This window comes from Parvibaculum indicum, assembly GCF_011762095.1.
Classification (GTDB): Bacteria; Pseudomonadota; Alphaproteobacteria; order Parvibaculales; family Parvibaculaceae; genus Parvibaculum; species Parvibaculum indicum.
The window spans coordinates 135,224-161,416 of the sequence record NZ_JAASQO010000010.1 but is presented as its reverse complement, the minus strand read 5'-3'; the positions used below and the strand labels follow the sequence as shown (position 1 = coordinate 161,416).

Below are 26,193 nucleotides of genomic sequence, written 5' to 3'. Positions count from 1 at the left end.
GACTACGTAGAGCCAGGGAGAGTTACGTGCTCATTTTGTGTAACTTGGCAATAGCAAAAGGTAGGTGAAGGCAATTTCTATTGTTGATAATCCATCGTTTTTGATCATTGCTCAGCTTGTCGTTAGAAGATTTTACTTCCACCAGAAGATAATCATCTTCCCTATATGCAATTAGATCTGGCCAACCTAGGTAGTGGTGCCAATAGTCGTTCAAAAGATATTGCAGGATTTCGATAATTTTCATGGGTTCCATAATCGTTAAGAGGAGGCGAGCTTTGTTTAAATCCTCCGCTCGATGGGCCCATAGGTACTGTCGTAGATCGGAGCTGCCACCGATCCAGTAGTCAAAAAGCCAAATCAAGTCATCCTTGTGTTCCGAAATCCAATTGAGATGTTCTGTAATTTCGGCTTCTCTTCTTTGTGCGTATCCTTCACATCCGAAGTCTTCAGGTAGAAACGTCTGTATCAAGTTTACGTCGAATTTACTGTTTGACCAATTGTCCCGTCTTCCGAAGCAGACAATTCGATTCATAGGGTCCGTGACGTCTTGAATAAGGAGCCACAAAAAGACGCCAAACAACGCGTGGAGAGGTGTGCTCTCCAGTTTTTCTACGCACCATCCTTCTGATTTCAGGTGCTGGCAGACAAACTCCTCTGGGGAAATCGCTTTGCCATCCCAGAGGATAGCTTTCCCTTTCTCTGGTTTGTCTGTATACTGAGCATATAAATCTAAAACTCCTATATTTTGCTCTTTTATAATTTCTGCTTGAGATGGCTCACTCATGTCATATTTCGGAGATTTCTTGTGTAGCTCCTTTATTTTTTTGAGGGCAGCTTCTTTGGTTGCGTTGTGGGCGGCTAGACGTTCGTTTGTTGTGGCGTTGGGGTTCTGTTCGTCCCAGTCTGCGGCAAGAGTAGTCTCTTCAAAGAAAAGCTCTCTCCAGTAATACCGCTTTATTTTTGTTGTTCGACCGTAGATCTGAGCAGCTGGATGAGCTTCGAGGGGCTCATTGCGGCATTCGGCACAGATGTTTGGTTGAAATCCATGAGTGACCGGAACTCGGCGTTGGGTCTTGAGTTCCGTGCCCACATCTAACTGGTGAGAGAGAAACCTCCTTCCGAATTTTTCATCACAGCGACACATCATGACCGCGCCACATGACAGGCAGCGGTATTTTCGAATCAACTCATGTTGATTCAGGCACTCTACTTTCGCGTGAGCGCAAACTTCGTTGGCCGTTTGCATTGTGCCCTCCTAGGTAAGCGAGGACAGTTTCGCCATTTAGGAAATTAGACGTTCGCCCCTAGGACAATTCTGTGCATCATAGAAGTGTTCTGCAATATTGTTTTCTTTTATCCATTTGAATTGAGTGGGGACATATGAATAAAACTACAAGCTCGACGGCTCGCGCAATCGTATTGACGTTTGGTGTTGTTGGGTTTCTGGCTGCTTGTGACGGAAAGCAGGAAGCCAGCCAAGATGACCTCATAAAGGTTGCGGTTGTAGTGAGTGCGCTGAATGGTCGTGTCGCGGATCTGGAACAAGAGGTTGAGGCTCAAAAGTCGAAGATCAGCGACTTGGAGGACGAAGTTGTTCGGTTGAGAAATAACTGAATCGCTAGCAGGTGCTGCCTTTGCAGCTGAACGTCCTAAGAATAAAGTTTGTTATTTCGCGAGAGTGACCATGCTGAAACCATTCGCGCCGGACATCTGGATCGCGGAGGGGCCGGTGGTTTCGGCTTATCTCGGCTTTCGTTATCCCACCCGCATGGCCGTCATCAGGCTCCCCAAAACGGAAGAGAGCGATGGCGGTCTTTTCATCTGGTCGCCGGTGGCGCTGACGGATGAGTTGCGCGCTGAAGTCGCGGCGCTGGGGCCGGTCGCTCATATCGTCGCGCCGAACGCCCTGCATCACCTCTCCATCCCCGAATGGGCGCGCGCCTTTCCCGACGCGAAACTTCATGCCGCGCCGGGCGTGCGTGAGAAGCGACCGGAGACGCGCTTCGCTGCCGACCTTACCGACGCAGCCGATCCCGCCTGGGCGGGCGCGATGGATCAGGCGGTGCTGCCCAATGCCATCGCCACCGAGATCGTCTTCTTCCACCGCGCGAGCGGCACGGTGTTTTTCACCGATGCGTTGCAGCAGTTTTCCGACGACTGGTTTTCCGGCTGGCGGCGATGGGTCGCGAAGGCCGACCTCATGGCCGGCGACGAGCCGCATGTGCCGCGCAAGTTCCGCCTCGCCTTTCGCGACAAGCCCGCCGCCCGCGCCGCGCTCGCGCGCATTCTCTCATGGCCGGTGCAAAACGTCGTGATGGCGCATGGCGAGCCCGTCACTTCTTGCGAGACGGGTGACGCCTCCGCCTTCCTCGCCCGGGCGTTTTCGTTTTTGAAAGTCTGACCGGCTTGTCTTCTCTTTCCCTCCCCCTTGAGGGGGAGGGTCAGGGAGGGGGGAGGCGTCACGCTCAGACATTTGCGGGCAGGCAGGGCCCCCACCCGCCGCGCGGACCGCGCGCCGACCCCGGATCAAGTCCGGGGCGGGCTCTCCCCCGCCAGCGGGGGAGGTGAAGGGAGTCGGTTCCGGAAACCTCAGCAAAAACGGGTGTCATCCCGGCACTCGTTGCCGGAACCCACTCGCCTCTCTCCCTGCCGCGGCGCCAATGGATCCCGGGAATAAATCCCGGGATGACAGTTCTTTCCCTTTCGGACCCCCTCAATCCCTGTCCGTCGGCGCGCCGAGCGGGAAGAGGTGGCGGAAGGGGCGCGCTTCGTCGAGCGCCCTTGCAAAGGAGGGCCGCTCGATCAGCCTCTGGCGATAGGCGCGCAGGGTTTCGAACCGCGCCGGGATCTCATAGGTCCAGTCCGCATAGAGCAGCGCGGGCGCGGCGGCGCAGTCGGCCATGCTGAAATCGTCGCCCGCCGCCCATTGCAGCCCGGCCATTTCGCCGTCGAGCCATTCATAGCTCGTATCGAGCAGCTTCTGCGCTTCCGCCACGCCGTAAGGGTCGCGGTCGCCTTCCGGTCGGATCGCGTCGAAGACACAGCGCCCCTGCGGCGTCATCACGTAATTGTCGAAGATGCGGTCCATCATCCGTACACGCACCGCCTGCGCCGCATCCGCCGGGATGAGACTTGTCCCGCCCGCATGATGCGCCTCCAGCCATTCGATGATGGCGGTCGCCTCCATCACCTGTTCGCCGTCGGCCACCATCAGCGGAAAGCGGCGGACCGGCCAGCGCCGCCCGTGTTCTTCGTTGTTCTCCGGGTGCTCGGGCGAGAGCATGCGCAGCGTCCAGGGCACCTCCTTCTCGTAGAAGGCCATGATCGCCTTCATGCAATAGGACGAGAAAGGGTGCGCGAAAATTTCGATGGTCATGCCGTGTTCCTCACGCGCCGCGCCTGCGGCGATAGCGCAATATGGTCGCGCCCGTGTCGAGTGCGCGCGTTTCCACAAGCTCCAGCGCGAGGCGCGGGCCGCCCGTGCCGAACAGTTTCTTCCCGCCGCCGAACAGGTCCGGCGTCAGCAGGATCTTGTATTCGTCGGGCAGATCCGCCGCGATGAGGCTTTGCGAAAGCTCCGCGCCGCCAAGCGCGATCACATCTCCCCCGTTTTGGCCCTTATCCGCGCGCTTCAGCTCCGCGATGCGGGCGGCGAGTGCGTCCATGTCGCGCAGCACCGTCGCGTTCCAGCCGGGCGCGTCCGGCAGCGTGGTGGAGAGCACGGTTTTGGGCAGGCCGTTCATCCGGTCCGCATAGGCGATCTCGGCGGCGGGGCCCGTCTCGTCCAGCCAGAAATCCGTGTTGAAGGTGAAGTTCTTCCGCCCGTAGACGAGGTGGCCCGCGCGGGCCAGCGTTTCGCCGGACCAGTGGACCTCCAGATCGTCCGACCAGGCCGGCGGCACGAAGCCCTCCGGCCCCTCCATGAAGCCGTCGAGGCTCATGAAGGCGGCAAGCACGAGATCGGCCATTCTTCTCCCCCTAATACTGGTTGCGTTTCGCAATCGGTTGTATCCTGCCGATGCCGGTTTTATTTTGCAACCGGTTTCTTTCGGGAGTGCAAATGGACGCGGATCATCGCTCGGGCTGTCCGATCAATCTGACGCTGGAAATGCTGGGCGACCGCTGGAGCCTCATCGTCATTCGCGACGTGATGTTCGGCGATCGCCGTCATTTCCGCGAGCTGCTGACGCAGTCGGAGGAGGGGATCGCGTCGAACATTCTCGCCGCGCGGCTGAAGCGGCTGGTGGCGGCCGGGCTCCTCACCAAAGAGCCCGATCCCAGCCACAGCCAGAAGGCCGTCTACAGCCTCACCGGGCCCGCCATCGAGCTGGTCCCCCTCATCGCCCAGATGGGCGCCTGGGGCCGCCGCCATACGCCGGTTTCCGAGGAGCTTTCCATCCGCGCGCAACTATTGGAGGAGGGCGGGCCGAAGCTCTGGGCCGGCTTCATGGACGAGCTTCGCCACATCCATCTCGGCGCGCCGAAGCCCCGCCGCTCGGTACTGGCCGAGCTTCAGGCGGCCTATGAGCGCGTCGTCGCGGAAAACGCGGCAAAGCGCAAGCGCGGCCGGTAGGGGGAAATCCGTCTCCAAACACCGTCATGGCCCGGCTTGTCCCCACGTCTTCCCTCCCTGCCGCAGCGCGCGTGGATCCCGGGAATAAATCCCGGGATGACAATGTTGAGTGAGGCAAAGGCAGGAAATCAAAACACAGTGTCGTCCCGGCACTTGTTGCCGGGACCCACTCGCATCTCCGATTAGCGGCAGCGCGGGCGGATGAACTCATTCCCTCCCCCTTGAAGGGGGAGGGTCAGGGAGGGGGTGAGGCGGCAGGCGCCGGCGTTTGCGGTAAGGCAGGGCCCCCACCCGCCGCGCGGACCGCGCGCCGACCTCCCCCGCAAGCGGGGGAGGTGAAGAGCAATCATCAGTCAGCGGATGATTGCGCCTCTTCTTACTCCTCTTCCGCCACCACCATGTGCCGCTCGCCGTCGCCGGTGCGTTCGCGGCTTTCGCCTTCGCTCGACACGCGCGCCGTCACGCGGTGGCGGAAGGCGGAGAAGCTGTCGAAACTCACCACATCCACCGGCTCGTCGAACTGGATGGTGATCTCATAGGCCTCGCCGCCCGCCATTTCCCGCGCGGCGATAATCTCGCCCCTGAAAGGCTGTTTCAGATAGGTGCCGGTCACGCGCATGCCGAGCGCCGGTTTGAATTCCGGCCGGTTCGACAGCCGCGCGCTTGCCGTGTTCCAGTCGCGATAGCCGAGTTCGCGCGCCACCAGTTCCAGGGCGGCGCTATGGGTGAGCGATGTGCCTTGCGCGGCAAGTTCCATGCGCAATTCGCGCGCGCGGCGTTTGGCGGCTTCGCGCGTCGGCAATGTCTCATGGGGGGTCTGCATCTCGCAGTCCTTCCGTCAGTCGGCGGTCTTTGAAAGCGGGGGCTCACATTTGCCGCGCGACCGCGGATGAACGGTTGGGCTGCGTTCGCATCTGGCGCCGGAGACGGGGTCTCCGGGGAGGTCTTCACCATCGGACATATCGTCCGGTGAGCGGCGGGCGCCTCTTGCCTGCCGGGAGTGATAGTCCGGGCAGGCGAAAGGATCAAGAGGCCCGTAGTGTCAGGCCTTCGGTGTCAGACCTTTTCCGCGACGCGGATGGCGAGCTTGCAGCCGAGGCGGATGGCGCCGGAAAGGAGCGGATAGCCAACGGCCTCTTCCGCGCCTTCGGCCAGCGCTTCTTCCTTATGGCGCACTTCTTCCTCGCGGAAGGTCTCGATGGTGTCGGCCAGTTCCGCCTCTTCGCCGCCCAGCTCTTTCAACTTGGCGATCTGGTCGCGGTAATGGCCGTCGATCACCTCTTCCACCGCCGCAGTGCAGGCATGGGCCGCCTTTTCGCCCATCAGCGCGGTTGCCGCGCCAAGCGCGAAGCCCGCCACATGCCAGAAGGGGGTGAGCGCCGTCGGGCGCACGCCGCGCTCGCGGATCAGCTCGCTGAACTTCGCCAGATGCACCTCTTCCTCGTCGCGCATATGGGCGAGCGACTCGGTGATCTTGCGTTTGTGCGGCAGGCGTTCGAAGACGGCGAGCTGGCCGGAATAGATGCGCACCGCGCCATATTCGCCCGCATGGTCGACGCGGACCATTTCCTGTACCGCGTCCTGGCGCGTCACGCCCGGCAGTTCCGTCATTTTCGCGTAACCGCTCGGGCTCTTGCGGCGCGCGCGTTTCACGCCCGGTCTTTTTGCCGCCATGTCCCTTTTCGCCGCCATCTCCGAAGTCCGGGCCATCAGGCGTTCTCCTTCCGGGTCTGAAGGTAATGCGCGATGGGCGCGGCGGAAAGGGCGGCCAGCAGGAGCGAGATCAGGAAGTTGTAGCCCGCCAGCGAAATGCCGAACAGCGTCCAGGCCGCCTCGTCGCAGCGCGGCGGGTGGATGCCGCCGGAAAGCTGGGCCTGAAATTCCTCCACCGAGCCGGGCAGCGCCACGCCGCCGCCGCAGCTGTCCGGCCCCGGCCAAAGCCCGTATTCCGCGCCTGCGTGATAGAAGGAGAGGCCGCCATTATAGAGGAAGGCCGCCAGGCAAAGCGCGAGCGCGGCGAGCACGAATTTCTTGCTCACGCCTTGCGCGCCCGCAATCCCGGCGATCAGCGCCAGCGGCACCGTCAGGTAATAGGGCTCGCGCTCCATCCAGCACAGCGCGCAGGGCACATAGCCGAAGCCATATTGGAAGATCCAGGCACCGGCCAGCGTCGCCGCGCTGATGGCCGATATGGCAAAGGCGGCGCGCGTGGGCCCGAAAGGGAAGGGCGGGGCAAGGGGCGTCTTCGTCGTCATGGCGTGCATTCAAGCATGGGCGGGCGCTGCTTGTCCTGCGTCAGAATAGCCATTTGATCGCCACGAAGCCGCCGATCAGCAGCACGATGAAGGCGATGGAGATGAGGCCGAAATAGCGCTCGATGAAGTCCTTGATGGGCGGGCCGAAGGCCCAGAGCAGGCCGCAGACCGCGAAAAAGCGGATCCCCCGCGCCACCAGGCTCGCGGCCATGAAGACCGGGAAATTCAGCGCCGTCAGGCCGCTGGCAATGGTGATGACCTTATAGGGAAAGGGCGTCAGCCCGGCGATCAGCACGATCCAGACGCCATATTCGTTATAGCGGCTGGCGAAGCTCTCGAATTTGTCCTGATAGCCATAGAGCTGCAGGATATGCGCGCCGATGGAATCGTAGAGGAAATAGCCGATCGCATAGCCGAAGGCGCCGCCGATGACCGAGGCGATGGTGGTCCACAGCGCATAGACCCAGGCCTGGTCGCGCTTGGCGAGCACCATGGGAATGAGCGCCACATCGGGCGGGATCGGGAAGACGGAGCTTTCGGCGAAGGCCACCGTGGCAAGGCCCCAGCGCGCATGGCGATGCGCCGCCAGATTGAGCGTCCAGTCGTAAATGCCGCGGAACATCTGAAAGCGCACCCCTCAACAAAGCCGGAAAACTCAATTAGCAGGCGGGACGGGGGGTGTCTATCCGCAGTCTTTCCGGGGTCTCTTCGGCGTCGGGCCGCGAAACCGTTTGCCGCTGCGCCATGTCTGATTATGATGCGGCCCTTCCGGCGGCACCTCGCGCCGCTCTGCGAAGCCCCTGTGGCGGAACTGGTAGACGCGACAGACTCAAAATCTGTTTCTGGCAACAGAGTGCCCGTTCGAGTCGGGCCAGGGGCACCATTTTTCCGGATTAAAGATAGCCGAGCTTTTCCATCGACGGGCCGAATGCGTCCTCGATGCGGCGCGCGGCGACGGGCGGGAGTTCCTCGCGCCAGGTCTCAGCCTTTGCCTTGCGGACGAAACGGGCATTCTCGTCGAATTTGTGTTTTCCTCGTTTGTGCCCGATATCGCCCGCTTCCTCGATTCTGCGCATTTCGGCGGCACTTGCGCGTTCGACGGCGGTTTCGATCGCTTCGTGACTGGCGGGGATTTTCAGGAAATGCGCGATACGCGACAGTTCCGATTCCGGCGCGTTCATCATCGCTTCATAGGAAACGGGAAGGAATTTCGGATCGTCTTCCTTCGCGCCAAACCAGCTCCCGACATGCTCGCCCCAATTGCCGAAACCGTTGCCGCTGATAGGTCCCGATTCCACGAACAGTTTCGAATAGCCATCGAGACTTAGGGATTCGTCGACCGCGCCGGTCGCCTTGCCGTGGTGGAAATAGGACACGGCGACATCCCGAGGGTCGCGATAGAGGTAGACGACACGGTCATAGTCGGGGCGAAAGGCCTCATGGCTCTTGATGACTGAGAAAGCTCCCTTGTCGAGATCCTTCGCTTTCAGCACATAGATGTCGGGCACCGTTTGCTGCACGTCCGCGCCATTCGCTATTTCGCCCGGCCGGATCACATGGGAGAGGAGAAAGCGGAGCCATGTGTTGCCCGATTTCGGGTAGGAACAAAGCACTCCATATGGCTCGCTCAGCCGGACTGTGGCCGCTGGCGTCTGATCGCCCACCCGGATACGCAAGCTGGGCGGCAAAACCTTTGTCTGTATGGTCACATGTCCGGTCATATCGCTGGCTTTTTCTTCCCTTTATCTGTCTGGCATGCATGATTTCGGCACCGGAACGTAAAGCAGGCTGCGGTGGTTTAAAGTGCATTTCTTTATTGTAACGGCGAACTATAAGAATTCAGTCGCTGGATTCAAAAAAATCAACATAAGAACATTATATATTAGGCGGAAAGCATTTTCTGCATCAGCACCAGGTCCAGCCTTCGGCCGAATTTGAGGCCGACTTCGGGCATGCGCGCCGTCTCGGTGAAGCCGCGGGCGGCATGAAGTGCGATGGAGGCGGTATTGCCCGCCTCGATCCCGGCGACCATGACGTGGAGGCCCCGGCCTTGCGCGTGACCGATCAGCGCGTCGAGCAGGGCGCCGCCGATCCCGCGGCCCTGCAGCTCCGGCATGACATAGACGGAGTTTTCGACCGTCTCCCGATAGCCTTCATGCGGGCGGAAGGGGCCGTAGGTTCCATAGCCGGCGAACCCTCCGTCCGCTTCCGCGACCAGTACCGGAAAGCCGGCGGCGCGGCGCTCGTCCATCCAGCGGCCGCGCTCTCCGGGGTCGGAAAGCGTTTCGTTCCAGATGGCGGTGGTTTCGCGGACGGCGTGGTTGTAGAGCGCCGACAGGGCGGGCAGGTCGTCGGGCACGGCGTCGCGGATCGAGGCCAGGGCGCTCTGCGTCATCGCCTATTTTCCTTCATCGTCTCCGGCGGGGGTGTCGGTCCGCTCCACATGCTGGCGCAGCAGTTTGCCGAACCAGTTGCGGAAGCGTTTGACGCCGGCTTCGTCCAGGCCCGCCTCTTCGGCCAGATAGCGCCCGATAATGGCGTCGCCGAAGGCCACGCTGGTGGTCAGCATGGCCAGGAAGAAGGTGTCCTCGCGGTCCGGCGCGGGCGCGCCGTTCTGGCTGGCGTTTTCCTCGCGATAGGCATGAAGCTGGTCCGCGATTTCCGTCATCAGCATTTGCGGGCTTCTGTCGGTGTCGGTCACGCGGCCTGTCAGCAGCAGCCAGGCGAGAAGGCGCGCCGTGCCCCGGTCCGAAAGCGCCTCGAAAACGCTTTCGATCGGGTCCTGGGCGGGGTCGTCGGCATTGCTCAGCGCCGCCAGGAGCTTTTCGCGGAGCTGGGTGTTGGTGCGCGCGATCAGCGCTTTCACCAGCCCTTCGCGGCTTTCGAAATGATGCAGGATGGCGGGGTGCGAAATGCCGACATCGCGGGCGATGTCCTGCAGGCGGATGCCTTCGGGCCCTTGCGTCGCCAGTCTTTTTTCCGCTGCGTCCAGAATGAGGCGGCGCGCCTCCTCCGCCGTCCGCCGGACGCGCTTTTGCGCGGGCTTGGCAGGTGTCGGCGATGTGGCCGCTGTGTGTGAGCTGGCGGTACTGGACAAGGGGCCTCCTCAACTTTCATATATTGACAGCAATGTAAGTATAACCTATCTGAGCATGAGGCGCAGCATAAGGCGTCGGTCAGTCTTTGCGTAGTCGCGCAACGTATTTATTTGTCTGGCCGCCTGCCAAGTCACGATGTCCCTGAAGGACAGGCCCTTGGGGCCCCTGACCCGGAGCAGAAACAATGACTGTCACACATCCTGCCGGTGAAACGAACGATCCCGCGGTTAAAGCGGCTGAACGGCCCCGGCGCAAGCGTATCCAGCCGCTGAAGGCGCTGGCCGCGATCCGCGCGCTGAAAGAGAACAAGGAAGATACAGGCCAGGTCTTCAAGGTGATCGAAGCCCTGTCGGGCGGCGCGGAGGAGCGCTTGTTCCATCGTTTCGAGGCCTCCCATGGCGGCAAGCGCGTCCTCGGCGAGAAGCTCGACCTCCTGTCCGTGCTTTGCGACCGCGAAAAGCTGGCGGCGATGCCCGAAGGCAGTCTCGGCGCGGCCTATTACCGGTTCATGACGTCGGAAAACCTCACGGCGGACGGGCTGGTGGAGGCCAGCAACGAGATGAAGCTGCGCGAGAACATGCCCGAGGCGGGCAAGCGCTTTCGCGACCGGATCCGCGACCAGCACGACCTCTGGCATATCGTCACCGGCTATGGCCGCGACGGGCTGGGCGAGTTGTCGCTGCTTGCCTTCTCCTATGCGCAGACGCGCAATCGCGGCATCGGCGCTATTGTGCTTCTCATCACCTACTCGGCGAACAAGACCTATGCGGGCTGCGGGCTGTGGCGCGCCATTCGCGAGGGCTATCGCCGCGGGCGCGAGGCGCATTGGCTGCCGGCGGAAATCTGGGAAGAGCTTCTGCCGCTGCCGCTCGAACAGGTCCGCGCGAAACTCGCCGTCACGGTGCCTGCGCCGGAATACCGCCGCGCCATGGCCGCCGCCGAAGCGCTCGATCTGGCGCGCGCCGAACTCGGCCAGCCGACCGGCGACGTCAAACTCGCGGCATAAAGCCGGGAAACCGGCTTCAGGCGGAAGGGCGGACGGGCTTCAACCCGCCGCCCTTTTCGTTATGCTGTCCCCCTCCATCGGAAAGAGGCTGGCGGCATGATCAAGGTATATGGACTGAAGAACTGCGACACCTGCCGCAAGGCGCTGAAATGGCTGGAGATGCGCGGGACGGCGCATAGCTTCCACGATTTGCGCGCCGACGGCATCGCCAGGGCCGACATCGAGAAATTCGCCGCGGCGGTCGGCTGGGAAAAGCTGCTCAACAAGGCGAGCACGACTTGGCGGGCGCTGGACGATGCGGAAAAGGACGGCGTGAACGAGAAGAAGGCCATCGCGCTCATGGCGGCGCATCCCGCGCTCATCAAGCGTCCGGTCTTCGTATCCGGCAAGACGATCATTGTCGGCTTCCGCGACGAACAGAAGGCCGCCCTCGAAAAAGCGGCCAAATAGGCATGGCCGTCATGTCGCTGAACGGTGGCAGGAAAGGTGCGCCCTTCATTGCGCTGCCGCTGGAGACGCCGCGCCTTGTCCTGCGCGATTTCGTCATGAGCGACTTCGACGCGGTTCATGCATGGTCCGCGCGGGAAGATGTGACGCGCCATCTCATATGGGGGCCCAACAGCAAGGCGCAGACGCGCGCGGCCTTGCGCGACTTCAAGGCCGATCAGCGCCGCCGGCCGCGCCGCTGCTGGGAGCTGGCGGTCACGCTCAAGGACGGCGCCGGGCTTATCGGCGGCGCGGGGCTCCGGCTTCATGAATGGGAAGAGCGGACGGGCGAGCTCGGCTATGTGCTGCATCCGGATTACTGGGGGCAGGGCTATGCCGGCGAAGCGGCATGGGCGATGCTGAATGAGGGCTTCGGTACGCTCGGCCTTCACCGCATCATCGCCACATGCGACCAGCGCAATACCGCGTCTGCCCGGCTGATGGAGCGGCTCGGCATGCGCCGCGAAGGCGCCTTCCGCGCCTCGCGCTACATTCAGGGCGAATGGTGCGACGAATATCTCTATGCGCTGCTGGCATGGGAGTTCGCGGGCTGAGGGATTGGGCGGTCTGCTGTCTCTCCACGTCATGCCCCGCTTCATGCGGGGCATCCACGTCTTTTCATCCGCCTTGCCTTAGAGACGTGGATGGCCAGGACAAGCCGGGCCATGACGAACGAAAATACTTCTACAAACCCCGCACCGGCTTCGACAGGATATCCTCGTCCGGCTCGCGCACATTCTCGCCCCGCCGGATCAGGAATTCGAGCCAGGTGCCCCTGTCGCGGACTTCCAGCAATTCATGGCCCGCCTCGGCGCAGAAATGCGGCATGTCCAGCCGGGCCACCGGGTCGGTTGCGAACACGCGGAGCAATCGGCCGGGGTCGAGCCGCAGCAGGCGCTTGCGCGCGCGCAGCACGGGGAGCGGGCATTGCTGCCCCATCACGTCGAGTATGATTTCTCCCTGATCGTCCATTGCGCTGTCCCGTTTTGTCTCCGTCCGGACATAGCACGGCCGTCTTTTTCGCGGAAATGAGCCGAATGGGCGGGGCCCATGTTGCGTCGCAGCATAAGGAGCGCTAGAAAGGCGCCTCACCTTGGACCCGGGTTCTCGCCGGGTGGCTCTTCCGGCCGCCGATCCGCCGGACAACCCCATTGAAATGACAGGCGCGTGCAGCGGACCGCTTATCCGATCCGTCCCGCTATGCCTCAATCGGGAGACCCATGTTCAGTTCAGTTGCGTATCGTCATGAGTGGTTCGGCAATATCCGGGCGGACCTGCTGGCCGGGCTCGTCGTGGCGCTGGCGCTTATTCCGGAAGCCATCGCCTTTTCCATCATCGCGGGCGTCGATCCCAAGGTCGGCCTCTACGCGTCCTTCTCCATCGCCTGCATCGTCGCCTTCACCGGCGGACGGCCCGGGATGATTTCGGCGGCGACCGCCGCCACCGCCGTTCTCATGGGGACGCTGGTCAGGGAGCACGGGCTTCAATATCTCCTCGCCGCCACGGTGCTGGCCGGCGTGCTGCAGGTGGCCGCGGGCTATCTGAAGCTCGGCAATTTCATGCGCTTCGTTTCACGCTCGGTGATGACGGGTTTCGTCAATGCGCTCGCCATTCTCATCTTCATGGCGCAATTGCCGGAGCTGATGGGCGTGCCGCAGCTCACCTATGTCATGGTCGCGGCCGGGCTCGGCATCATCTATCTCTTTCCGCGCCTGACGAAAGCCGTCCCCTCGCCGCTTGTCTGCATCATCGTGCTGACGGCGGTGACGCTCTATTTCGGTTTCGATCTCAGGACGGTGGGCGATATGGGCGAGCTGCCGGACGCCTTGCCGGTGTTCCTGCTGCCGCAGATCCCGCTGACCGTCGAAACGCTGCTCATCATCCTGCCCTATTCGGCAGGCGTGGCGGCGGTGGGCCTGCTGGAATCGCTGATGACGGCCTCCATCATCGACGATCTCACCGACACGCCGAGCGACAAGAACCGCGAATGCGTCGGCCAGGGCGTCGCCAATTTCTGCACCGGGTTCATCGGCGGAATGGCGGGCTGCGCCATGATCGGCCAGTCCATGATCAATGTGAAATCGGGCGGGCGCGGGCGGCTTTCCACCTTCAGCGCGGGCGTTTTCCTGCTGATCCTCATTGTCGGGCTCGGCGACTATGTGAAACAGATCCCGATGGCGGCGCTCGTCGCCATCATGATCATGGTCTCGATCGGCACCTTCAGCTGGTCCTCGATCCGCAATCTGCGCGATCATCCGAGGTCTTCGTCGGTGGTGATGCTCGCCACCGTCGTGACCGTGGTCGGCACGCATAATCTTGCCATCGGCGTGCTGGTGGGCGTGCTGCTGTCGGGGCTCTTCTTTGCCTGGAAGATTGCGCAGATCTTCCGCGTCACCTCCACCCTGTCCGCGGACGGGCGGGAGCGGGTCTATACTGTCGAGGGGCAGATCTTCTTTGCCTCGTCGGAGGATTTCACCGGCTCCTTCGATTTCAAGGAGGTGCTGGAGCGGGTCGTGATCGATGTCAGCCACGCGCATATCTGGGATATTTCCAGCGTCGCGGCGCTCGACATGATCGTGCTGAAATTCCGCCGCGAGGGCGCGGAGGTCGAAATCATCGGCCTCAACGAAGCCAGCGAGACCATCGTCGACAGGCTCGCCATTCACGACCAGCCGGGCGCGCTGGAAAAGCTGATGGGCCATTGACGTCTTCGGCCTGCCGCGCGCCCGTTTGCCGGGTTCGCGACCCAATGAAACGGGGCATCCGCCGCCTGGCCGGCCATGCTCCACAAGATCGGATCTGGGGGTAAGCGTTTTGACAAAGTTCGTCGCTCTGGTGGACGGTTCCATCTATTCGCAAAGCGTGTGCGACCACGCCGCATGGGCGGCGACGCGGGCGGGCGCCTCGGTCGAGCTTCTGCATGTGCTCGGGCGGCGCGCACCCTTCGGTACGCCGTCCGATCTCAGCGGCGCCGTCGGGCTCGGTGCGCGGACCTCGCTGCTGGAAGAGCTCGCCGAGCTCGATGTCGCCCGCGCCAAGCTTGCGCAGAAGCAGGGCCGGGCCATTCTGGACGATGCGACCGCCATCCTCGAAAAGGACGGTGTTGCAAGCGTCACCGCGCAGTTGCGCATCGGCGATCTCGTGGAGGAAGTCGCCGCGAGCGAGGCCGATGCCGATATGGTGATGGTCGGCAAGCGCGGCGAGGCGGCGGATTTCGCCAAACCGCATCTCGGCTCCAATCTCGAACGGATCGTGCGTTCGAGCGTGAAGCCGGTCTTCGTGGCCTCGCGCGCCTTCAAGCCCATCGAGCGTTTCCTGATCGCCTATGATGGCGGCACCAGCGCCATGAAGGCGGTGGATTATGTGTCGCGCAGCCCGATCTTCGCCGGGCTCGAATGCCACCTCCTCACCGTCGGGGCGGAAGATTCCGAGGCCGCGAAGCGGCTGGAGGATGCCCGCGCGCTGCTCGGCGGGGCGGGCTATGAGGTGCACGCGAAACTGGTTCAGGGCCAGGCGGAGGCCGTCATTGCCCGCGAGGTGGAGGAGGCCGGTATCGGCCTCGTCGTCATGGGCGCCTATGGCCATTCGCGCATCCGCACGCTGATCATCGGCTCCACCACCAGCGAGATGCTGCGCGCCTGCAAGGTCCCGATCCTGCTGTTCCGCTAGGCGGGCGTTTTTCTCTATCTCCCCGCGATTGGCCGCCAGGCTATGGGCCAAGGCTCGTGTGAGCCTTTTCCCAGCGTTTTCCTGCTTTTCTTGACGTCCTTGTCGGCGGGCGGGCATAACATTCCTCAAACGCCAAATGAGTGGCTCATCGGAGGGGGATGGCCGCAAATAGGGAACAGGGAATGGGTCTTTTCAATCGTATTCGCAATGAGATCATTTTCGTGCGCGCGGCGCTCAGGACGCTGAAGCGCATGGGCGATCTCGGCAAGGACAAGTCCACCACCTTCGCCGATATCGTGGAGAAGCTGGCAGAGGAAAAACCGGACAATATCGCCATCTATTGCGGCGACCGGACTTTCACCTATCGCGACTATAACGGCGCGGCCAACCGCTATGCCCGCTGGGTGAAGGCGCAAGGGCTGGGGCAGGGCGACGTCGTGGCGCTGATGATGGAGAACCGGGCCGAATATCTCATGGCCTGGCTCGGCATCGTCAAGGCCGGGGCGACGGCGGCGCTCATCAACACCAATCTCACCTCCAACGCGCTGGCGCACTGCCTGAAGATTTCCGGCGCGAACCACCTCATCCTCGGCAATGAGCTGGCCGAGGGCTATTTCACCTGCACCGACTGCATGGAAACGCCGATGACCGTCTGGGCGACCGGCGGTAAGGTGCAGGGCAGCGAAGATCTCGACGCCGCGCTCGACAATTTCAACGACGGTCCGCTGCCGGACGATTTCCGCGCAGGCCTCACGACCGACGAGAATGCGCTTTTCATCTACACCTCCGGCACGACCGGCCTGCCGAAGGCCGCGCGCATTCCGCATCAGCGCCTCAACGGCATGATGGCCGCCTTCTCGGCGGGCGCGAATGCGACCGAGAAAGACCGCATGTATGTGGTGCTGCCGCTCTATCATTCGGCGGGCGGCGTCTGCGCGGTCGGCACCACGCTCACCGTGGGCGGCTCGGTGATCCTGAGGCGCAAATTCTCCGCGCATCATTTCTGGGACGATTGCGTCCAGTACAAGGCGACGCTCTTCCAGTACATCGGCGAGCTTTGCCGCTACCTGCTCAATACCGAGCCCAACAAGAACGAGCGCAAGCACAAGCTGCGCCTTGCCGTGGGTAACGGGCTGCGTCCGGAAATCTGGGAGGAGTTCCAGACCCGCTTCCGCATTCCCCGCGTTCTGGAATTCTACGGCGCGACGGAAGGCAATGTGGCGCTGATGAATTTCGACGGCACGGTGGGCGCGGTCGGCCGCATTCCGGGCTGGGCGAAGGACAAGTTCAATGTCGAGATCGTCAAGTTCGACATCGAGAACGAAAAGCCGGTGCGCGGCGCGGACGGGTTCTGCATCCGGGCCGAGCCGATGGAGGCGGGCGAGGCGCTCGGCCAGATCATCGACGATCCGGAGCGTCCCACGGGCCGTTTCGACGGCTACGCCAAGAAGGAGGAAACCGAGAAGAAGATCCTGCGCGACGTGTTCGAGAAGGGCGATGCCTGGTTCCGGTCCGGCGATCTCCTGAAGCAGGACAAGCTCGGCTATTTCTATTTCGTGGACCGTATCGGCGACACCTTCCGCTGGAAGGGCGAGAATGTCGCCACCTCGGAAGTCGCCGAGGCGATGTCCGTCTATCCCGGCATTCAGGAAGCCAATGTCTATGGCGTCGCCGTGCCCGGCGCGGACGGCAAGGCGGGCATGGCCTCGATCGTCAGCGAGAACGGGATCGATCTCGACAAGTTCCATACGCATCTGGAAAAGCAGCTGCCGGAATATGCCCAGCCGCTCTTCATCCGCCTGCAACAGGAAATGGAAGTCACCGGCACCTTCAAGCACCGCAAGGTGGACCTCGTGAAGGACGGCTTCGACCCCGACGCCATCTCCGAGCCGGTCTATTTCAACGATCCGAAGGCGAACAAGTTCGTCCTGCTCGACAAGCCGCTCTATGAGCGCATCTGCGCGGGCGAGGTCAGGGTCTAAAGCGACAGTGTCACCCCGGCTTTCGCCGGGGTGACACGGAATAAAAAGGGCGGCTCCTCGGAGCCGCCCTTTCCTTTTGTGTGCAACGCGACCTTACTCCGCCGCGTCGGAACTCTTGATGCCCATGGCGGCGAGGATTTCCGGCGAGATGTCTTCCGTGCCGTGCTTCTCGATATGGCGGGCGACGCGCTCGCCGACCGAGGCCATGGCTTCGCCCATGAAGCGTTCGCGGTTCTTGCGCGCCCAGTCGAGCGAGATGCCGCGATTGACGTTCGTTTCCTGGAAATGCGGCATCACATAACGCGCGACGAGTTCGTAGGAGCGCTTGGTCTCGGCGAAATCGGCCCAGTTATGCGCCATCTGCAGGAAGGTGCCGAAGCCGCCGGACTGTTCCTGCAAGCGCTGGATCTGCGCCACGCAATCGTCCGGCGTGCCGATCACGGCCATGCCGGAATTGATGAGCGCGTCCACCGGGTCCGACCCGTCCTGCGGTGCGAGCGGCAGGGCGGCCACTTCGCGGAAGTAATAAAGCCACTTTTCCAGCCCGAAGCGTACATTCTCGCGCGCCTTTTCCCGCGTTTCGGCCACATGCACCGGGCCGACGAGGCGCCAGTCGTCGCGGTTGACCTCGGTGCCGGCTTCCCTGGCGTTCTTCTCCGCGATCGCCCAGTTGGAGGCGAGCGCGTTGAAGCCGCCGGTCGTGGTCGCGCCGATGGAGAGAAGGCCCACGCCGTGACGGCCCGCCGCCGTCGCGCCGGTCGGCGAGACCTGGCTTGCCACGGCGATATCCACGCTGGGGCGGGAGTAGGGCGTGAGCTGCAGGCGCGCCTCGTTCAGCTCGAACCAGTCCGTCTTCATGGTCACGGTCTCGCCGCGCAGAAGCGGCACGATCGCATCCAGCGCCTCGTCCATCATGTCGCGCTGCTTGGACACCGTAATGCCCATCATGAAGGCGTCGGAGGGCAGCGCGCCGGGGCCGACGCCGAACATCACGCGGCCGCGCGTGATGTGGTCGAGCTGGTTGATGCGGTCGGCCAGCATCAGCGGCTGATGATAGGGCAGCGAGGAAACGCCCGTGCCGAGGCGGATATTCTTCGTGCGTTCGGCCACCGTCGCGATGAAGAGTTCGGGGCTGGCGATCAGCTCGTAGCCGGCGGAATGATGTTCGCCGATCCAGGCTTCGTCATAGCCCAGATTGTCCATGTGCTGCACGAGTTCCAGATCGCGTTCCAGCGCGAGCGTCGGGTTCTCGTCCAGCGGGTGAAACGGCGCGATAAAGGCACCGAATTTCATTTTGCGTCCGACCATTTTTTCCTCCCTGTTCGGATTTGTCGTGTTTTGGATAGCGGTTTCGGTCGTTTCTTTCGTTCAGCCGGCCTTGAGGCCGTTCATGGCGATGTCGAGAAAGGCGTTGCCGCTGCTCTCGGTTTCGATATCGGGGTTTTCGAGCCAGAAGGCGATGAGCGCGCTCCATGTGGCGACGATGGAGAGCGCGGCGAGTTCGGGAAGAAAGCCTTTCCGGAACTCGCCTCTTTTCTGTCCCTGCCGCACGATATTGGCGACGAGGGCGATCAGGCTTTCATTGGCTTCGCGCGCCATCTGATAGCTGGCGGGCTGTTCGAGAAATTCGGTGAGCAGGCGGCGCATCACCTGCGCATTGGAGTGATAGGCCTCGCCGAAAACGTCGGCCATGAAGCGAAGCTGTTCCTCCGCCGAACTGCCGTCGTTCTGGCTGAGCTTTTCGGCCAGCGCCGTCGTGATTTCCTCGTTGAAGGCGAGAAGCAGCGCGGCCTTGTTCCTGAAATGCAGGAAGAAGGTCGCCTTGGCGATGCCGGCGCCCGCGCAGATATCCTCGATGGTCACGCCGTCATAGCCGTGCTCGCCGAAGAGCTGCATGGCGGTGCGATAGATCTCGCGGCGCGTGCGCTCTTTCTTGCCCAGGCGGGGCGCTGTCGCGGCGTCGGCCATTGCGTGTCGATCCTCCCTGCGGCGTCGCCGGTCCCGGCATCTCGCCATGTCTCCCCGGGGGCGTGTTTCCCGGCAACAAAACTAGACCACAGTCCAATTTCCTGCAAGTCTGTGGTATAGGTCCGTTGCCGCGGCGTATAAGAGCCGTTGGTGCATCCGGCCCCTTGAAGAAGGCCGGAGCAAAGGGACGCGAAAACCAGGAGGAAGACATGGGACGGGTTCAAGGCAAGGTCGCGCTGGTCACGGGCGCGGCGGCGGGCATCGGCCGCGCGGCGGCGGTCGCGCTGGCGGCGGAAGGCGCGAAAGTCGTCGTCACGGATGTGGACGAGAAGGGCGGCGCGGAAACGGTCGACATCATCGGCAAGGCCGGCGGCGAGGCGAGCTTCCTGCCGCAGGACGTGGCCGACGAGGCGCGCTGGCAGGAAATCGTCGCCGCGGTGAAGGAAAAGCACGGCGCGCTGCACATTCTCGTCAATAATGCGGGCATCGGCGTCGGCGCGCGCATTTTCGACATGCCGGTCGAGGACTGGCGCCGCCAGATGGCGATCAATGTCGACGGCGTCTTTTTCGGCGTGAAGCACGGTATTCCGCTGATGGCGGAATCGGGCGGCGGCTCCGTCGTCAATATCTCCTCCGTGGCGGGCCTTCAGGGCGCGCCGGGGCTTGCGGGCTATTGCGCCACCAAGGGCGCGGTGCGCCTCTTCACCAAGGCCGTCGCGCTCGAATGCGCGCAGGAGAAGATGAATGTGCGCGTGAATTCCGTTCACCCCGGCATCATCGACACCGACATCTGGAACAAGATCCCGCAGGGCGGTACGAGCGCGCTGCAGTCCGATCTTATTCCCGAAGGCGCCAACACGATCGACGCGGGCGCGCTCGGCGAAATGGCCGCGCCGCTCGGCTTCGCGGGCATTCCGGCGGATATCGCCAACGGCATCGTCTTCCTCGCCTCCGACGAAAGCCGCTACATGACGGGCTCCGAACTCGTCATCGACGGCGGCATGACGGCGCGGTAACGGTTCCCGTCATTGCGAGCGAAGCGAAGCAATCCAGAAGCGGCAGGCGCCGAACTGGATTGCTTCGTCGCTGCCGCTCCTCGCAATGACGATGAAGGTGGAGGCCTACGCCGCCATCACGAAAAAGCCCGCGCGGGGGAAGTGCACCACCACATCCCCCACCGGCATGTCCTCGCGATGGATGGCGATGTGTTGTGCCGACGATGAGACGACGACGCCCACCACGGGATCGCGGCCGTAATCGTCCGGCGTCACGCTGACGAGGTCGCCCGGCTTCCAGCCATTGGGCTCGTTCGGGTCGGCGGCTTCCTTCTCGATACTCGTCGAGGCTTTCGCAATCGACAGTGCATCCTCGCGCGAAATCTCCTGCCGGTTGCCATGGCCGATGGCTTTCACGCGCTCCTCCCAGGCGGCGAGCTTCGGCATGTGCGCGACCATCGCCGCGCCCTGCGGATGGATCCAGCGGATGAAGGCGAGATTGTAGAAACCGCTCGCATCGGCAAGGCCGGGCTTGTCGCCCAGCAGGAATTTGCGCCCGTCGGCGAGCTGCTCCTCGATCCAGCCGAGCTGCGCGCGGAGTTGCTCCATCATCAGCGGCACGGCGGCCTTCATCGCATCGGTGTCGAAGGGGCGGCCCGTCAGCGCTTCGCGGTCCTTCTTGAAGGCTTCGTCCACCGCATCGCCCGCGCCGCCGAAGATCACCGCCACCGCCGCCTGAAAGAGCAGGCGGTCGGTCCACATGGAAAGGCCCCAGCCGAGCCCCTTGTCCTCGCCGGGAAAGAGCGTCGGCGCGGGATAGCGCTTTTCCAGTTCGCGCAGGATGATCTGCGTGTCGCAATAGATATCCGCCCCGATCTGCATCACAGGGATCTTGCGATAGCCGCCCGTCAGCGAGGTCAGTTCCGGCTTCGGCATGATGACGGGCTCATCGCAGGCGAACCAGTCGAGCCCCTTGATGCCGAGCGCCACGCGCACCTTTTCGGAAAAGGGCGACACGTCATATTGATGCAGGATGATGGAATTCGCGTCTGCTTGCGCCATGGTCGCCTCCTATTCGATTTCGTAGCTGTAGCGGATATTGCCCTTTTCGAGCCCGTCCAGCACGACGGGAACGCCGCCGGAGCGCATCATCCATTCCAGCCGGTGGTCGCGATATTCGCGCTTGAAAAGGCCCTGTTCCAGCAGCTCCGCGATATTGCCCATGTCGCCCGCGCCGGTTTCGCTTTCGGCAAGCGTCGGCGCCACGCTGTCGCGCCGCATGGCGCGGTCGAGCCAGTTCGACAGCGGCGAGCCCTTTTCCGGCGCAAAGCCGAAACGGATGGAGGCCGCCACGTATGGCACGGCGGAAAGGTCGCCCCAGCCGAAGTTCTTGCCCGCGAACCAGTCGGCATCGCCGAGCTGGCGCGTCAGCCAGCCTTGCAGCTTTTCCGTCTGCGCCTTCGCATGGGCGAGGATGGTGTCCTTCGCCTCGCCGCCCCGGCCGAACCAGAGGAGTTCGCCCATGCCCCAGTTGATCGCTTCATATTGCGTGTCGCAAATTTCCTCGATCATGCGCTGTTTGGCGCGCGCCGCCGGGTCGGCGGGCAACAGCGCCGGGCTCGGCCATTTGTCCTCGATATATTCGAGGATGATGGTGGAATCGAAAATGCCTTCGCCCTCGTCGATGAGGGCGGGCACTTCGGCGCGCGGATTGGCTCGCGTAAATTCGCCGCCCGCGCCGCCTGCGCCGATCCCGTCAGGCGTCTTTACCTCGAAAGGAATGTTCTTTTCCCTGAGCGCGATCTTCACCTTCTGGGCATAGGGCGAAAGCGGATGCTCATAGAGTGTCGGCATGGTCTGTCCCCGGTTCTCCAATGTTTTGGTGCGGGGATCATGGGCATGCGTGCGCGCCCCGTCCATGCGGGGCGCGATCACGGATTTGTGAGGGAGCCGGTTTCTAGAGGCGGCCCCTGCGTTTTGCGATTTCCGCCATCTGGCCGAAAAGTTTCGCGGCGTCGAGTTCCTCGTGCACGCCGTTGAACTCGTTATAGAGCGTCGTGACATTGACCACGATGCGTTCGCCGTCGCCCCAGCTGTCGTAATCGCTCATGTCGATGTCGAGCGCGGCCTCGAAGGCATCCATCCCGGAATCGTAGCGCTTGCGCGCCTCGTCGCGCACGTAGGTTAGATAATCCTGTACCGCCTTCACGCCCTTCTTGTCGGTGATGGGGCCGTGGCCCGGCACCACCGTTTCCACATCCATCGCCATGATGCGCTCGCAGGCCTCGATCCAGTTCCCCACCGGGCCTTCCCACATGATGGGGTGGCCTTCGATGAAGAGGATGTCGCCCGTATAGACGGTGCGGTCGGCGGGCACATGCACCAGGGCATCGCCCGGCGTATGCGCGGGGCCGACATGCATGATGCGGACTTCCTTGTCGCCGACCTTGCGCGTCAGTTCCGTCTCGAAAGTGGTCGTCGGAAGGGTCTGCGTCACGCCCTTGAAGTCGAAGGGGCCGAAGCATTTGGTGATGAAGGTGCCGAGATCGCCCATCTCGGGCGCCATGTCGAGAAAGCCCGCCAGCATCTGCGGCGGTTCGCGCGTCATGGCTTCGGCGGCGAGCTTGTGCGCGATGATCTCGGCATTGGCGCAGCATTCATTGCCGTTGCAATGGTCGCCATTGTGATGCGTGTTGACGACGATGCCGATGGTCTCCGCCGCTTTCGGCTCGGCCTTTTTCATGGCGTCGAGCATTTCCTTCGTCAGCGGCACGTCGAACAGCGTATCGACCAGCAGCGACTCTCCGCTATCGGTGATGAGCCCCGCATTGGACCAGCCCCAGCCGCCATCCGGCTGCAACCAGGCATAGGCGCCGTTGCCGATATCGTGGAGCCCCTTGGTGTATTGATATTTCGCCAGACCCAGTCCCATCGCGTCCTCCCTGGACGATTAGTGTTTGTTCAAGTGTCGGATTCCGTTCGGTCCGCTTCAAGCCTTCATTCCAGATGCGGCATGATGGGCCGGGCGGCCTCCGCGATGGGCGGAATGTCCAGCGTCTCGAAGCCCGCCATGATGCGCTCGGCGGAGGCGACGAATTTGCCGCGCAGCGACGGCCAGTCCGCCTGGACGAGTTTGCCGTCGCGCTTCACCACGTTGCCCGCCACCAGCACGGTCGAGATGTCGGTGGGCCGCGCATTCAGCACCAGCGCGCCGACCGCGTCGAAGGCGGGCGTCATATGCATCGCCTCGGTGGAGACGATGACGATGTCGGCGCTCTTTCCCTTTTCGAGCGAGCCGATCTCCTTTTCCATATGGATCGCTTCCGCGCCGCCCAGCGTCGCCATGCGCAAGACGCTTGCCGCGTCGGGCGTGATGTCGGCGGGCGCGCGGCCCCGCGCCTCATACTCCGCATTGCGCGTGGCGCGCGTCGATTGCAGGCCGAGCCGCATGGGCATGAACATGTCGCCTGCATAGTTCGACACGATATCGACGCCGAGCCCCGTCTTCACGCCATGCGCCGTGGCGCGATGCGCGACGGGGAAACCCATCCCCATCTGGAGTTCGGTTTCGGGCGTGGAGGAAATGCCCGCGCCCGCTTCCGCGATGAGGTCGAGTTCGCGGTCGGTAAAGGCCGCGCCATGCACGAAGAGAAGATCGGGGCCGAGCAGCCCTTCCTTGTGGAGCTTCTCCACGATGTCGGCCCCCATCGCATAGGCGCCCATGGCCGCGTGGCAGGAAATCGCCGCCGCGCCGAGATCGCGCGCCAGCTTGATTTCCGCGACCAGCTCCTCGAAGGGCATGGCTTCGGCTTCCGACGGCGCAAAGCCGAAATGCGTCAGCCCCTTGCTGCCGGAGAAGGCTTTCGCATGCAGCTCCCGCGCCGTCTTGTGCCGCCAGCCGGGATCGTCCGGCACGCTCATCTTCACACGCGGCTCGTTCGGGAAGGTGCCGTAGCAGAAGATCGAGCGCAGGCCGCTTTCCTGCAATCCACGCACGGCTTCTTCGGCGTGTTCGGGCGTGTTCAATATGTGGCAGTGATCGACCATCGTCGTCACGCCCGCATCGACCGCTTCCAGCGCGCCGACATAATTGCCGAGATAGGCGTCCTCCGCCGTGTAGAAGGTCGAATAGGAAAGCCGCATCTCCACGAAATAGTCGAAGAGGCTCCAGTCCGTCGCCACGGTGCGAAGCTGCGTCTGCCAGACATGGCGATGCGTGTCTACGAAGCCCGGCATGACGATGTCGCCGCTCGCGTCGATTACTTCCGCGCCGTCGGCGGCAAGGTTCGGCGCGATGTCGGCAATGCGGCCGTTCTCGACCAGAATGTCGGCGGCGATCTCCTTCGTCCCGTCCGCCATGGTCAGGACGCGGCCGCCCTTGATGAGCGTTTTCGTCATGGTTCCCTCCCTAATGTCTCACGAGGCGGTTGCGCAGCGTGCCGAGCTTTTCCACCTCGAATTCGATCGTGTCGCCGGGGGCGAGAAAGCGGCCATGCTCCAGCAGGCAGCAATCGCCGATGGTGCCGAGCCCGATCACCTCGCCGGGATAAAGCGTTTCGCTCGCCGACATATGGGCGAGGATCTTCCCCACCTCATGCTGCATGTCGCTCGCGGTCGTGTCGGCCACGGTCTCGCCGTTCACCGCCGCGCGGACATGCAGATCGCGGATATCGCCCACCTCGTCGGCGGTGACGAGCCAGGGGCCGAACACATTGCCCGTGTCGAAATCCTTGCCCTTGGCCGGGCCGAGCTGGCCCTGCATTTCGGCCATCTGTGCGTCGCGCGCGCTGACGTCGTTGAAGATCATGTAGCCGAAGATGTGGTCTCCGGCCTTTTCCGGCGCGATGTCCTTGCCCTTGCGGCCGATCACCAGCGCAAGCTCCAGCTCGAAGTCCAGAAGTTCGGCGTAAGCCGGCCATTCGATATCGGTCTCCGTGCCGATCACCGAAAAGCGGTTGCCCTTGTAGTAGATCGGCTGCGCGTACCAGACGGGCGGGATGTTCGCTTTGGGGTTTTCCGCGCCCGTCAGCTTCTGGCCCTGTTCGCTCGCCTGTTTCAGGTGCTTTTCATAGACCATGCAGTCGCGGAGCTGGCGCGGCTCGGGCAGCGGCGCCAGCAGCCTGAGGCCGGCGAGCGGCAGGGGTTTCGCAGGCGCCTGCGCCTCCTTGCGCGCGGCGGCGAGGCCGTCCTCCCCCGCGTCGATCAGCGCCAGCAGGGAGGGGTAGAGATGGCCGAGATCGGCGACCGTCGCCCCGTCCTCCAGCAAAAGGCCGGGCCGCTGGGCCCCTTTCTCCCCGGCATAGGTCACGAAACGCATGGCCGATCCTCCCTGAATGGCTTTTTCGGCTGCTTCTTTTTGTTGGCAGCGGGACCAACGCTAGGTAGATTCAATTTCGATGTCGATTCAAAATTTCGAAATTCTGGAATCCGCCGACGACCGCACGCTTTCAGCCGGGGTGGCGGCGCGGCTGCGCGCGGACATTCTGAACGGCGCGCTGGCGCCGGGCAGCCGGCTTGCCATGACCGACCTCACAAAGCGCTATGGCGCGGGCATGAGCCCGGTCCGCGAGGCGCTGTCCCGTCTGCTGGGCGAGGGGTTGGTCCAGACGGAAGGGCAGCGCGGCTTCCGCGTCGCCGCGATGAGCCGGGCGGATTTCAACGAGATCGTCATGCTCCGCCAGATGGTGGAGGAGGCGGGCGTGCGCGCCGCCATCGAAAAGGGCGACGAGGAATGGGAGGCCTCGCTCGTCGCGGCCTTTCATCTGCTGGAGCGGCGTCACGCCCTGTTGCAGGAGCGCGCGACGGACGAGGCGCTTGCCGCTTACGAGGAAGCGCATCGCCGGTTCCATTTCGCGATCATCGCGGGCGCGGGCTCGGCGCGTCTGTCCCGCATGCAGCAGCGCCTTTACGAAGAGGCGCGTCGTTATCGCCTGCTTTTCTACAAAAAGCATGTCGCGGGCAGCGCGGTCGACTTTGCCGAAGCGGGCACCGTTCATCGCGAAATCCTCGACGCGGTGCTGGCGCGCGATGCCGACCGCGCGGCGGAAATCCTGCGTGGCCATGTCACGCTGATCGAGGATTTCGACCCCGAGGAATAGGCGGACGACATCGCCGCACTTCTTCGTTCGTATACTGATGTTTTCCGTAATCACCGGTTGTGC

At 62.9% G+C, this 26,193-nt stretch carries 29 protein-coding genes, 1 tRNA gene and 1 other annotated feature; of the genes, 12 read left to right on the top strand and 18 right to left on the bottom strand.

The annotated features are described in order from the left end of the window. Positions 1 to 22: 22 nt before the first annotated feature. Positions 23 to 1,246, bottom strand: a complete 1,224-nt coding sequence (locus FHS78_RS13485; protein WP_167094891.1) for a VRR-NUC domain-containing protein — start codon at positions 1,244 to 1,246, stop codon at positions 23 to 25. Between the two features lie 134 nt (positions 1,247 to 1,380). Here FHS78_RS13485 and FHS78_RS13480 point away from each other — a divergent pair, with 134 nt between their 5' ends. Together FHS78_RS13480 and FHS78_RS13475 are read left to right on the top strand one after the other, a co-directional pair. Beyond that, positions 1,381 to 1,614 carry a hypothetical protein gene (locus tag FHS78_RS13480; RefSeq protein ID WP_167094890.1) on the top strand — a complete coding sequence of 78 codons (234 nt, stop codon included), beginning with the start codon at positions 1,381 to 1,383 and terminating at the stop codon, positions 1,612 to 1,614. Positions 1,615 to 1,684: 70 nt separating this feature from the next. Then, positions 1,685 to 2,401, top strand: a complete 717-nt coding sequence (locus FHS78_RS13475; RefSeq protein WP_167094889.1) for a DUF4336 domain-containing protein — start codon at positions 1,685 to 1,687, stop codon at positions 2,399 to 2,401. Positions 2,402 to 2,713: 312 nt separating this feature from the next. On the opposite strand, the gene FHS78_RS13470 is transcribed toward FHS78_RS13475, so the two are convergent. Together FHS78_RS13470 and FHS78_RS13465 are read right to left on the bottom strand one after the other, a co-directional pair. Then, a complete protein-coding gene (locus tag FHS78_RS13470; RefSeq protein ID WP_167094888.1) occupies positions 2,714 to 3,376 on the bottom strand; it encodes a glutathione S-transferase family protein in 663 nt (220 codons plus the stop codon). Positions 3,377 to 3,386: 10 nt separating this feature from the next. Continuing rightward, complete coding sequence (locus FHS78_RS13465) at positions 3,387 to 3,968, bottom strand: dihydrofolate reductase family protein (protein ID WP_167094887.1); 582 nt, start codon at positions 3,966 to 3,968, stop codon at positions 3,387 to 3,389. Positions 3,969 to 4,060: 92 nt separating this feature from the next. Between FHS78_RS13465 and FHS78_RS13460 the strand changes: the two genes are divergently transcribed. Further along, a complete protein-coding gene (locus FHS78_RS13460; RefSeq protein WP_167094886.1) occupies positions 4,061 to 4,573 on the top strand; it encodes a winged helix-turn-helix transcriptional regulator in 513 nt (170 codons plus the stop codon). Positions 4,574 to 4,949: 376 nt separating this feature from the next. Here FHS78_RS13460 and FHS78_RS13455 read toward each other — a convergent pair whose 3' ends face one another. The 4 genes from FHS78_RS13455 to FHS78_RS13440 form a co-directional block, all read right to left on the bottom strand. After that, on the bottom strand, positions 4,950 to 5,396 hold the full coding sequence (locus FHS78_RS13455) for a glyoxalase superfamily protein (RefSeq protein ID WP_167094885.1): 447 nt from the start codon (positions 5,394 to 5,396) through the stop codon (positions 4,950 to 4,952). A 233-nt stretch (positions 5,397 to 5,629) separates the two neighbouring features. Continuing rightward, positions 5,630 to 6,283, bottom strand: a complete 654-nt coding sequence (locus FHS78_RS13450) for a demethoxyubiquinone hydroxylase family protein (RefSeq protein WP_246220498.1) — start codon at positions 6,281 to 6,283, stop codon at positions 5,630 to 5,632. After that, positions 6,283 to 6,828, bottom strand: coding sequence for a disulfide bond formation protein B (locus FHS78_RS13445; RefSeq protein ID WP_167094884.1), 546 nt, complete (start codon positions 6,826 to 6,828; stop codon positions 6,283 to 6,285). Before FHS78_RS13445 ends, FHS78_RS13450 begins: the two co-directional genes overlap by 1 nt. 40 nt (positions 6,829 to 6,868) lie before the next feature. Further along, positions 6,869 to 7,450 (bottom strand): YqaA family protein, encoded by a 582-nt coding sequence (locus FHS78_RS13440; protein ID WP_167094883.1) that lies wholly within the window; start codon positions 7,448 to 7,450, stop codon positions 6,869 to 6,871. 174 nt (positions 7,451 to 7,624) lie between these two features. On the opposite strand from FHS78_RS13440, the gene FHS78_RS13435 reads away from it, so the two are divergent. Beyond that, positions 7,625 to 7,711: transfer RNA gene (locus tag FHS78_RS13435), tRNA-Leu, on the top strand. Between the two features lie 10 nt (positions 7,712 to 7,721). Here FHS78_RS13435 and FHS78_RS13430 read toward each other — a convergent pair. From FHS78_RS13430 to FHS78_RS13420, 3 genes are all read right to left on the bottom strand, one after another. Further along, complete coding sequence (locus FHS78_RS13430; RefSeq protein WP_167094882.1) at positions 7,722 to 8,537, bottom strand: sulfotransferase domain-containing protein; 816 nt, start codon at positions 8,535 to 8,537, stop codon at positions 7,722 to 7,724. 173 nt (positions 8,538 to 8,710) lie between these two features. Beyond that, positions 8,711 to 9,223, bottom strand: a complete 513-nt coding sequence (locus tag FHS78_RS13425; RefSeq protein ID WP_167094881.1) for a GNAT family N-acetyltransferase — start codon at positions 9,221 to 9,223, stop codon at positions 8,711 to 8,713. Between the two features lie 3 nt (positions 9,224 to 9,226). Next, entirely contained in the window at positions 9,227 to 9,925 is a 699-nt protein-coding gene (locus FHS78_RS13420; RefSeq protein WP_167094880.1) for a TetR/AcrR family transcriptional regulator, read from the bottom strand. A gap of 185 nt (positions 9,926 to 10,110) precedes the next feature. Here FHS78_RS13420 and FHS78_RS13415 point away from each other — a divergent pair, with 185 nt between their 5' ends. The 3 genes from FHS78_RS13415 (at position 10,111) to FHS78_RS13405 (ending at position 11,972) form a co-directional block, all read left to right on the top strand. Next, positions 10,111 to 10,932, top strand: a complete 822-nt coding sequence (locus FHS78_RS13415; protein ID WP_167094879.1) for a Coq4 family protein — start codon at positions 10,111 to 10,113, stop codon at positions 10,930 to 10,932. Between the two features lie 96 nt (positions 10,933 to 11,028). After that, on the top strand, positions 11,029 to 11,382 hold the full coding sequence (locus FHS78_RS13410; RefSeq protein ID WP_167094878.1) for an arsenate reductase: 354 nt from the start codon (positions 11,029 to 11,031) through the stop codon (positions 11,380 to 11,382). Positions 11,383 to 11,393: 11 nt separating this feature from the next. Further along, entirely contained in the window at positions 11,394 to 11,972 is a 579-nt protein-coding gene (locus FHS78_RS13405) for a GNAT family N-acetyltransferase (protein WP_167094877.1), read from the top strand. Between the two features lie 130 nt (positions 11,973 to 12,102). Here FHS78_RS13405 and FHS78_RS13400 read toward each other — a convergent pair whose 3' ends face one another. Beyond that, positions 12,103 to 12,390, bottom strand: a complete 288-nt coding sequence (locus tag FHS78_RS13400) for a sulfurtransferase TusA family protein (RefSeq protein ID WP_167094876.1) — start codon at positions 12,388 to 12,390, stop codon at positions 12,103 to 12,105. Between the two features lie 120 nt (positions 12,391 to 12,510). After that, positions 12,511 to 12,566, top strand: a sequence feature (sul1 is cis-regulatory element that is thought to sense ions involved in sulfur or methionine metabolism; They are found in Alphaproteobacteria). Between the two features lie 72 nt (positions 12,567 to 12,638). Between FHS78_RS13400 and FHS78_RS13395 the strand changes: the two genes are divergently transcribed. The 3 genes from FHS78_RS13395 (at position 12,639) to FHS78_RS13385 (ending at position 17,069) form a co-directional block, all read left to right on the top strand. After that, on the top strand, positions 12,639 to 14,123 hold the full coding sequence (locus FHS78_RS13395) for a SulP family inorganic anion transporter (RefSeq protein WP_167094875.1): 1,485 nt from the start codon (positions 12,639 to 12,641) through the stop codon (positions 14,121 to 14,123). Positions 14,124 to 14,232: 109 nt separating this feature from the next. Next, positions 14,233 to 15,087 carry a universal stress protein gene (locus FHS78_RS13390; RefSeq protein ID WP_167094874.1) on the top strand — a complete coding sequence of 285 codons (855 nt, stop codon included), beginning with the start codon at positions 14,233 to 14,235 and terminating at the stop codon, positions 15,085 to 15,087. Positions 15,088 to 15,269: 182 nt separating this feature from the next. Next, a complete protein-coding gene (locus tag FHS78_RS13385; protein WP_167094873.1) occupies positions 15,270 to 17,069 on the top strand; it encodes a long-chain-acyl-CoA synthetase in 1,800 nt (599 codons plus the stop codon). Between the two features lie 93 nt (positions 17,070 to 17,162). On the opposite strand, the gene FHS78_RS13380 is transcribed toward FHS78_RS13385, so the two are convergent. Continuing rightward, complete coding sequence (locus tag FHS78_RS13380) at positions 17,163 to 18,377, bottom strand: LLM class flavin-dependent oxidoreductase (protein WP_167094872.1); 1,215 nt, start codon at positions 18,375 to 18,377, stop codon at positions 17,163 to 17,165. A 60-nt stretch (positions 18,378 to 18,437) separates the two neighbouring features. After that, positions 18,438 to 19,037: a TetR/AcrR family transcriptional regulator gene (locus FHS78_RS13375; RefSeq protein ID WP_167094871.1), complete on the bottom strand. Its 600-nt coding sequence runs from the start codon at positions 19,035 to 19,037 to the stop codon at positions 18,438 to 18,440. Positions 19,038 to 19,246: 209 nt separating this feature from the next. Here FHS78_RS13375 and FHS78_RS13370 point away from each other — a divergent pair, with 209 nt between their 5' ends. Then, positions 19,247 to 20,053 (top strand): glucose 1-dehydrogenase, encoded by an 807-nt coding sequence (locus FHS78_RS13370; RefSeq protein ID WP_167094870.1) that lies wholly within the window; start codon positions 19,247 to 19,249, stop codon positions 20,051 to 20,053. A 105-nt stretch (positions 20,054 to 20,158) separates the two neighbouring features. On the opposite strand, the gene FHS78_RS13365 is transcribed toward FHS78_RS13370, so the two are convergent. The 5 genes from FHS78_RS13365 to FHS78_RS13345 all read right to left on the bottom strand — a co-directional run bounded on the left by FHS78_RS13365 (position 20,159) and on the right by FHS78_RS13345 (position 25,349). Next, entirely contained in the window at positions 20,159 to 21,094 is a 936-nt protein-coding gene (locus FHS78_RS13365; RefSeq protein ID WP_167094869.1) for a glutathione S-transferase family protein, read from the bottom strand. A gap of 9 nt (positions 21,095 to 21,103) precedes the next feature. Further along, positions 21,104 to 21,886 (bottom strand): glutathione S-transferase family protein, encoded by a 783-nt coding sequence (locus FHS78_RS13360; protein ID WP_167094868.1) that lies wholly within the window; start codon positions 21,884 to 21,886, stop codon positions 21,104 to 21,106. Positions 21,887 to 21,989: 103 nt separating this feature from the next. Further along, on the bottom strand, positions 21,990 to 22,964 hold the full coding sequence (locus FHS78_RS13355; protein WP_167094867.1) for an MBL fold metallo-hydrolase: 975 nt from the start codon (positions 22,962 to 22,964) through the stop codon (positions 21,990 to 21,992). 65 nt (positions 22,965 to 23,029) lie between these two features. Continuing rightward, a complete protein-coding gene (locus tag FHS78_RS13350; RefSeq protein ID WP_167094866.1) occupies positions 23,030 to 24,430 on the bottom strand; it encodes an amidohydrolase family protein in 1,401 nt (466 codons plus the stop codon). A gap of 10 nt (positions 24,431 to 24,440) precedes the next feature. After that, entirely contained in the window at positions 24,441 to 25,349 is a 909-nt protein-coding gene (locus FHS78_RS13345; RefSeq protein ID WP_167094865.1) for a fumarylacetoacetate hydrolase family protein, read from the bottom strand. Between the two features lie 79 nt (positions 25,350 to 25,428). Between FHS78_RS13345 and FHS78_RS13340 the strand changes: the two genes are divergently transcribed. Continuing rightward, positions 25,429 to 26,130, top strand: coding sequence for an FCD domain-containing protein (locus FHS78_RS13340; RefSeq protein WP_167094864.1), 702 nt, complete (start codon positions 25,429 to 25,431; stop codon positions 26,128 to 26,130). Positions 26,131 to 26,193 lie beyond the last annotated feature (63 nt).

Bases quoted from the DNA above. Each gene is read 5' to 3' on its own strand.
- FHS78_RS13485 (WP_167094891.1), bottom strand. From the start codon at position 1,246: ATGCAAACGGCCAACGAAGTTTGCGCTCACGCGAAAGTAGAGTGCCTG.
- FHS78_RS13480 (WP_167094890.1), top strand. From the start codon at position 1,381: ATGAATAAAACTACAAGCTCGACGGCTCGCGCAATCGTATTGACGTTT.
- FHS78_RS13475 (WP_167094889.1), top strand. From the start codon at position 1,685: ATGCTGAAACCATTCGCGCCGGACATCTGGATCGCGGAGGGGCCGGTG.
- FHS78_RS13470 (WP_167094888.1), bottom strand. From the start codon at position 3,376: ATGACCATCGAAATTTTCGCGCACCCTTTCTCGTCCTATTGCATGAAG.
- FHS78_RS13465 (WP_167094887.1), bottom strand. From the start codon at position 3,968: ATGGCCGATCTCGTGCTTGCCGCCTTCATGAGCCTCGACGGCTTCATG.
- FHS78_RS13460 (WP_167094886.1), top strand. From the start codon at position 4,061: ATGGACGCGGATCATCGCTCGGGCTGTCCGATCAATCTGACGCTGGAA.
- FHS78_RS13455 (WP_167094885.1), bottom strand. From the start codon at position 5,396: ATGCAGACCCCCCATGAGACATTGCCGACGCGCGAAGCCGCCAAACGC.
- FHS78_RS13450 (WP_246220498.1), bottom strand. From the start codon at position 6,283: ATGGCCCGGACTTCGGAGATGGCGGCGAAAAGGGACATGGCGGCAAAA.
- FHS78_RS13445 (WP_167094884.1), bottom strand. From the start codon at position 6,828: ATGACGACGAAGACGCCCCTTGCCCCGCCCTTCCCTTTCGGGCCCACG.
- FHS78_RS13440 (WP_167094883.1), bottom strand. From the start codon at position 7,450: ATGTTCCGCGGCATTTACGACTGGACGCTCAATCTGGCGGCGCATCGC.
- FHS78_RS13425 (WP_167094881.1), bottom strand. From the start codon at position 9,223: ATGACGCAGAGCGCCCTGGCCTCGATCCGCGACGCCGTGCCCGACGAC.
- FHS78_RS13415 (WP_167094879.1), top strand. From the start codon at position 10,111: ATGACTGTCACACATCCTGCCGGTGAAACGAACGATCCCGCGGTTAAA.
- FHS78_RS13410 (WP_167094878.1), top strand. From the start codon at position 11,029: ATGATCAAGGTATATGGACTGAAGAACTGCGACACCTGCCGCAAGGCG.
- FHS78_RS13405 (WP_167094877.1), top strand. From the start codon at position 11,394: ATGTCGCTGAACGGTGGCAGGAAAGGTGCGCCCTTCATTGCGCTGCCG.
- FHS78_RS13400 (WP_167094876.1), bottom strand. From the start codon at position 12,390: ATGGACGATCAGGGAGAAATCATACTCGACGTGATGGGGCAGCAATGC.
- FHS78_RS13395 (WP_167094875.1), top strand. From the start codon at position 12,639: ATGTTCAGTTCAGTTGCGTATCGTCATGAGTGGTTCGGCAATATCCGG.
- FHS78_RS13385 (WP_167094873.1), top strand. From the start codon at position 15,270: ATGGGTCTTTTCAATCGTATTCGCAATGAGATCATTTTCGTGCGCGCG.
- FHS78_RS13380 (WP_167094872.1), bottom strand. From the start codon at position 18,377: ATGGTCGGACGCAAAATGAAATTCGGTGCCTTTATCGCGCCGTTTCAC.
- FHS78_RS13375 (WP_167094871.1), bottom strand. From the start codon at position 19,037: ATGGCCGACGCCGCGACAGCGCCCCGCCTGGGCAAGAAAGAGCGCACG.
- FHS78_RS13370 (WP_167094870.1), top strand. From the start codon at position 19,247: ATGGGACGGGTTCAAGGCAAGGTCGCGCTGGTCACGGGCGCGGCGGCG.
- FHS78_RS13365 (WP_167094869.1), bottom strand. From the start codon at position 21,094: ATGGCGCAAGCAGACGCGAATTCCATCATCCTGCATCAATATGACGTG.
- FHS78_RS13360 (WP_167094868.1), bottom strand. From the start codon at position 21,886: ATGCCGACACTCTATGAGCATCCGCTTTCGCCCTATGCCCAGAAGGTG.
- FHS78_RS13355 (WP_167094867.1), bottom strand. From the start codon at position 22,964: ATGGGACTGGGTCTGGCGAAATATCAATACACCAAGGGGCTCCACGAT.
- FHS78_RS13350 (WP_167094866.1), bottom strand. From the start codon at position 24,430: ATGACGAAAACGCTCATCAAGGGCGGCCGCGTCCTGACCATGGCGGAC.
- FHS78_RS13345 (WP_167094865.1), bottom strand. From the start codon at position 25,349: ATGCGTTTCGTGACCTATGCCGGGGAGAAAGGGGCCCAGCGGCCCGGC.
- FHS78_RS13340 (WP_167094864.1), top strand. From the start codon at position 25,429: ATGTCGATTCAAAATTTCGAAATTCTGGAATCCGCCGACGACCGCACG.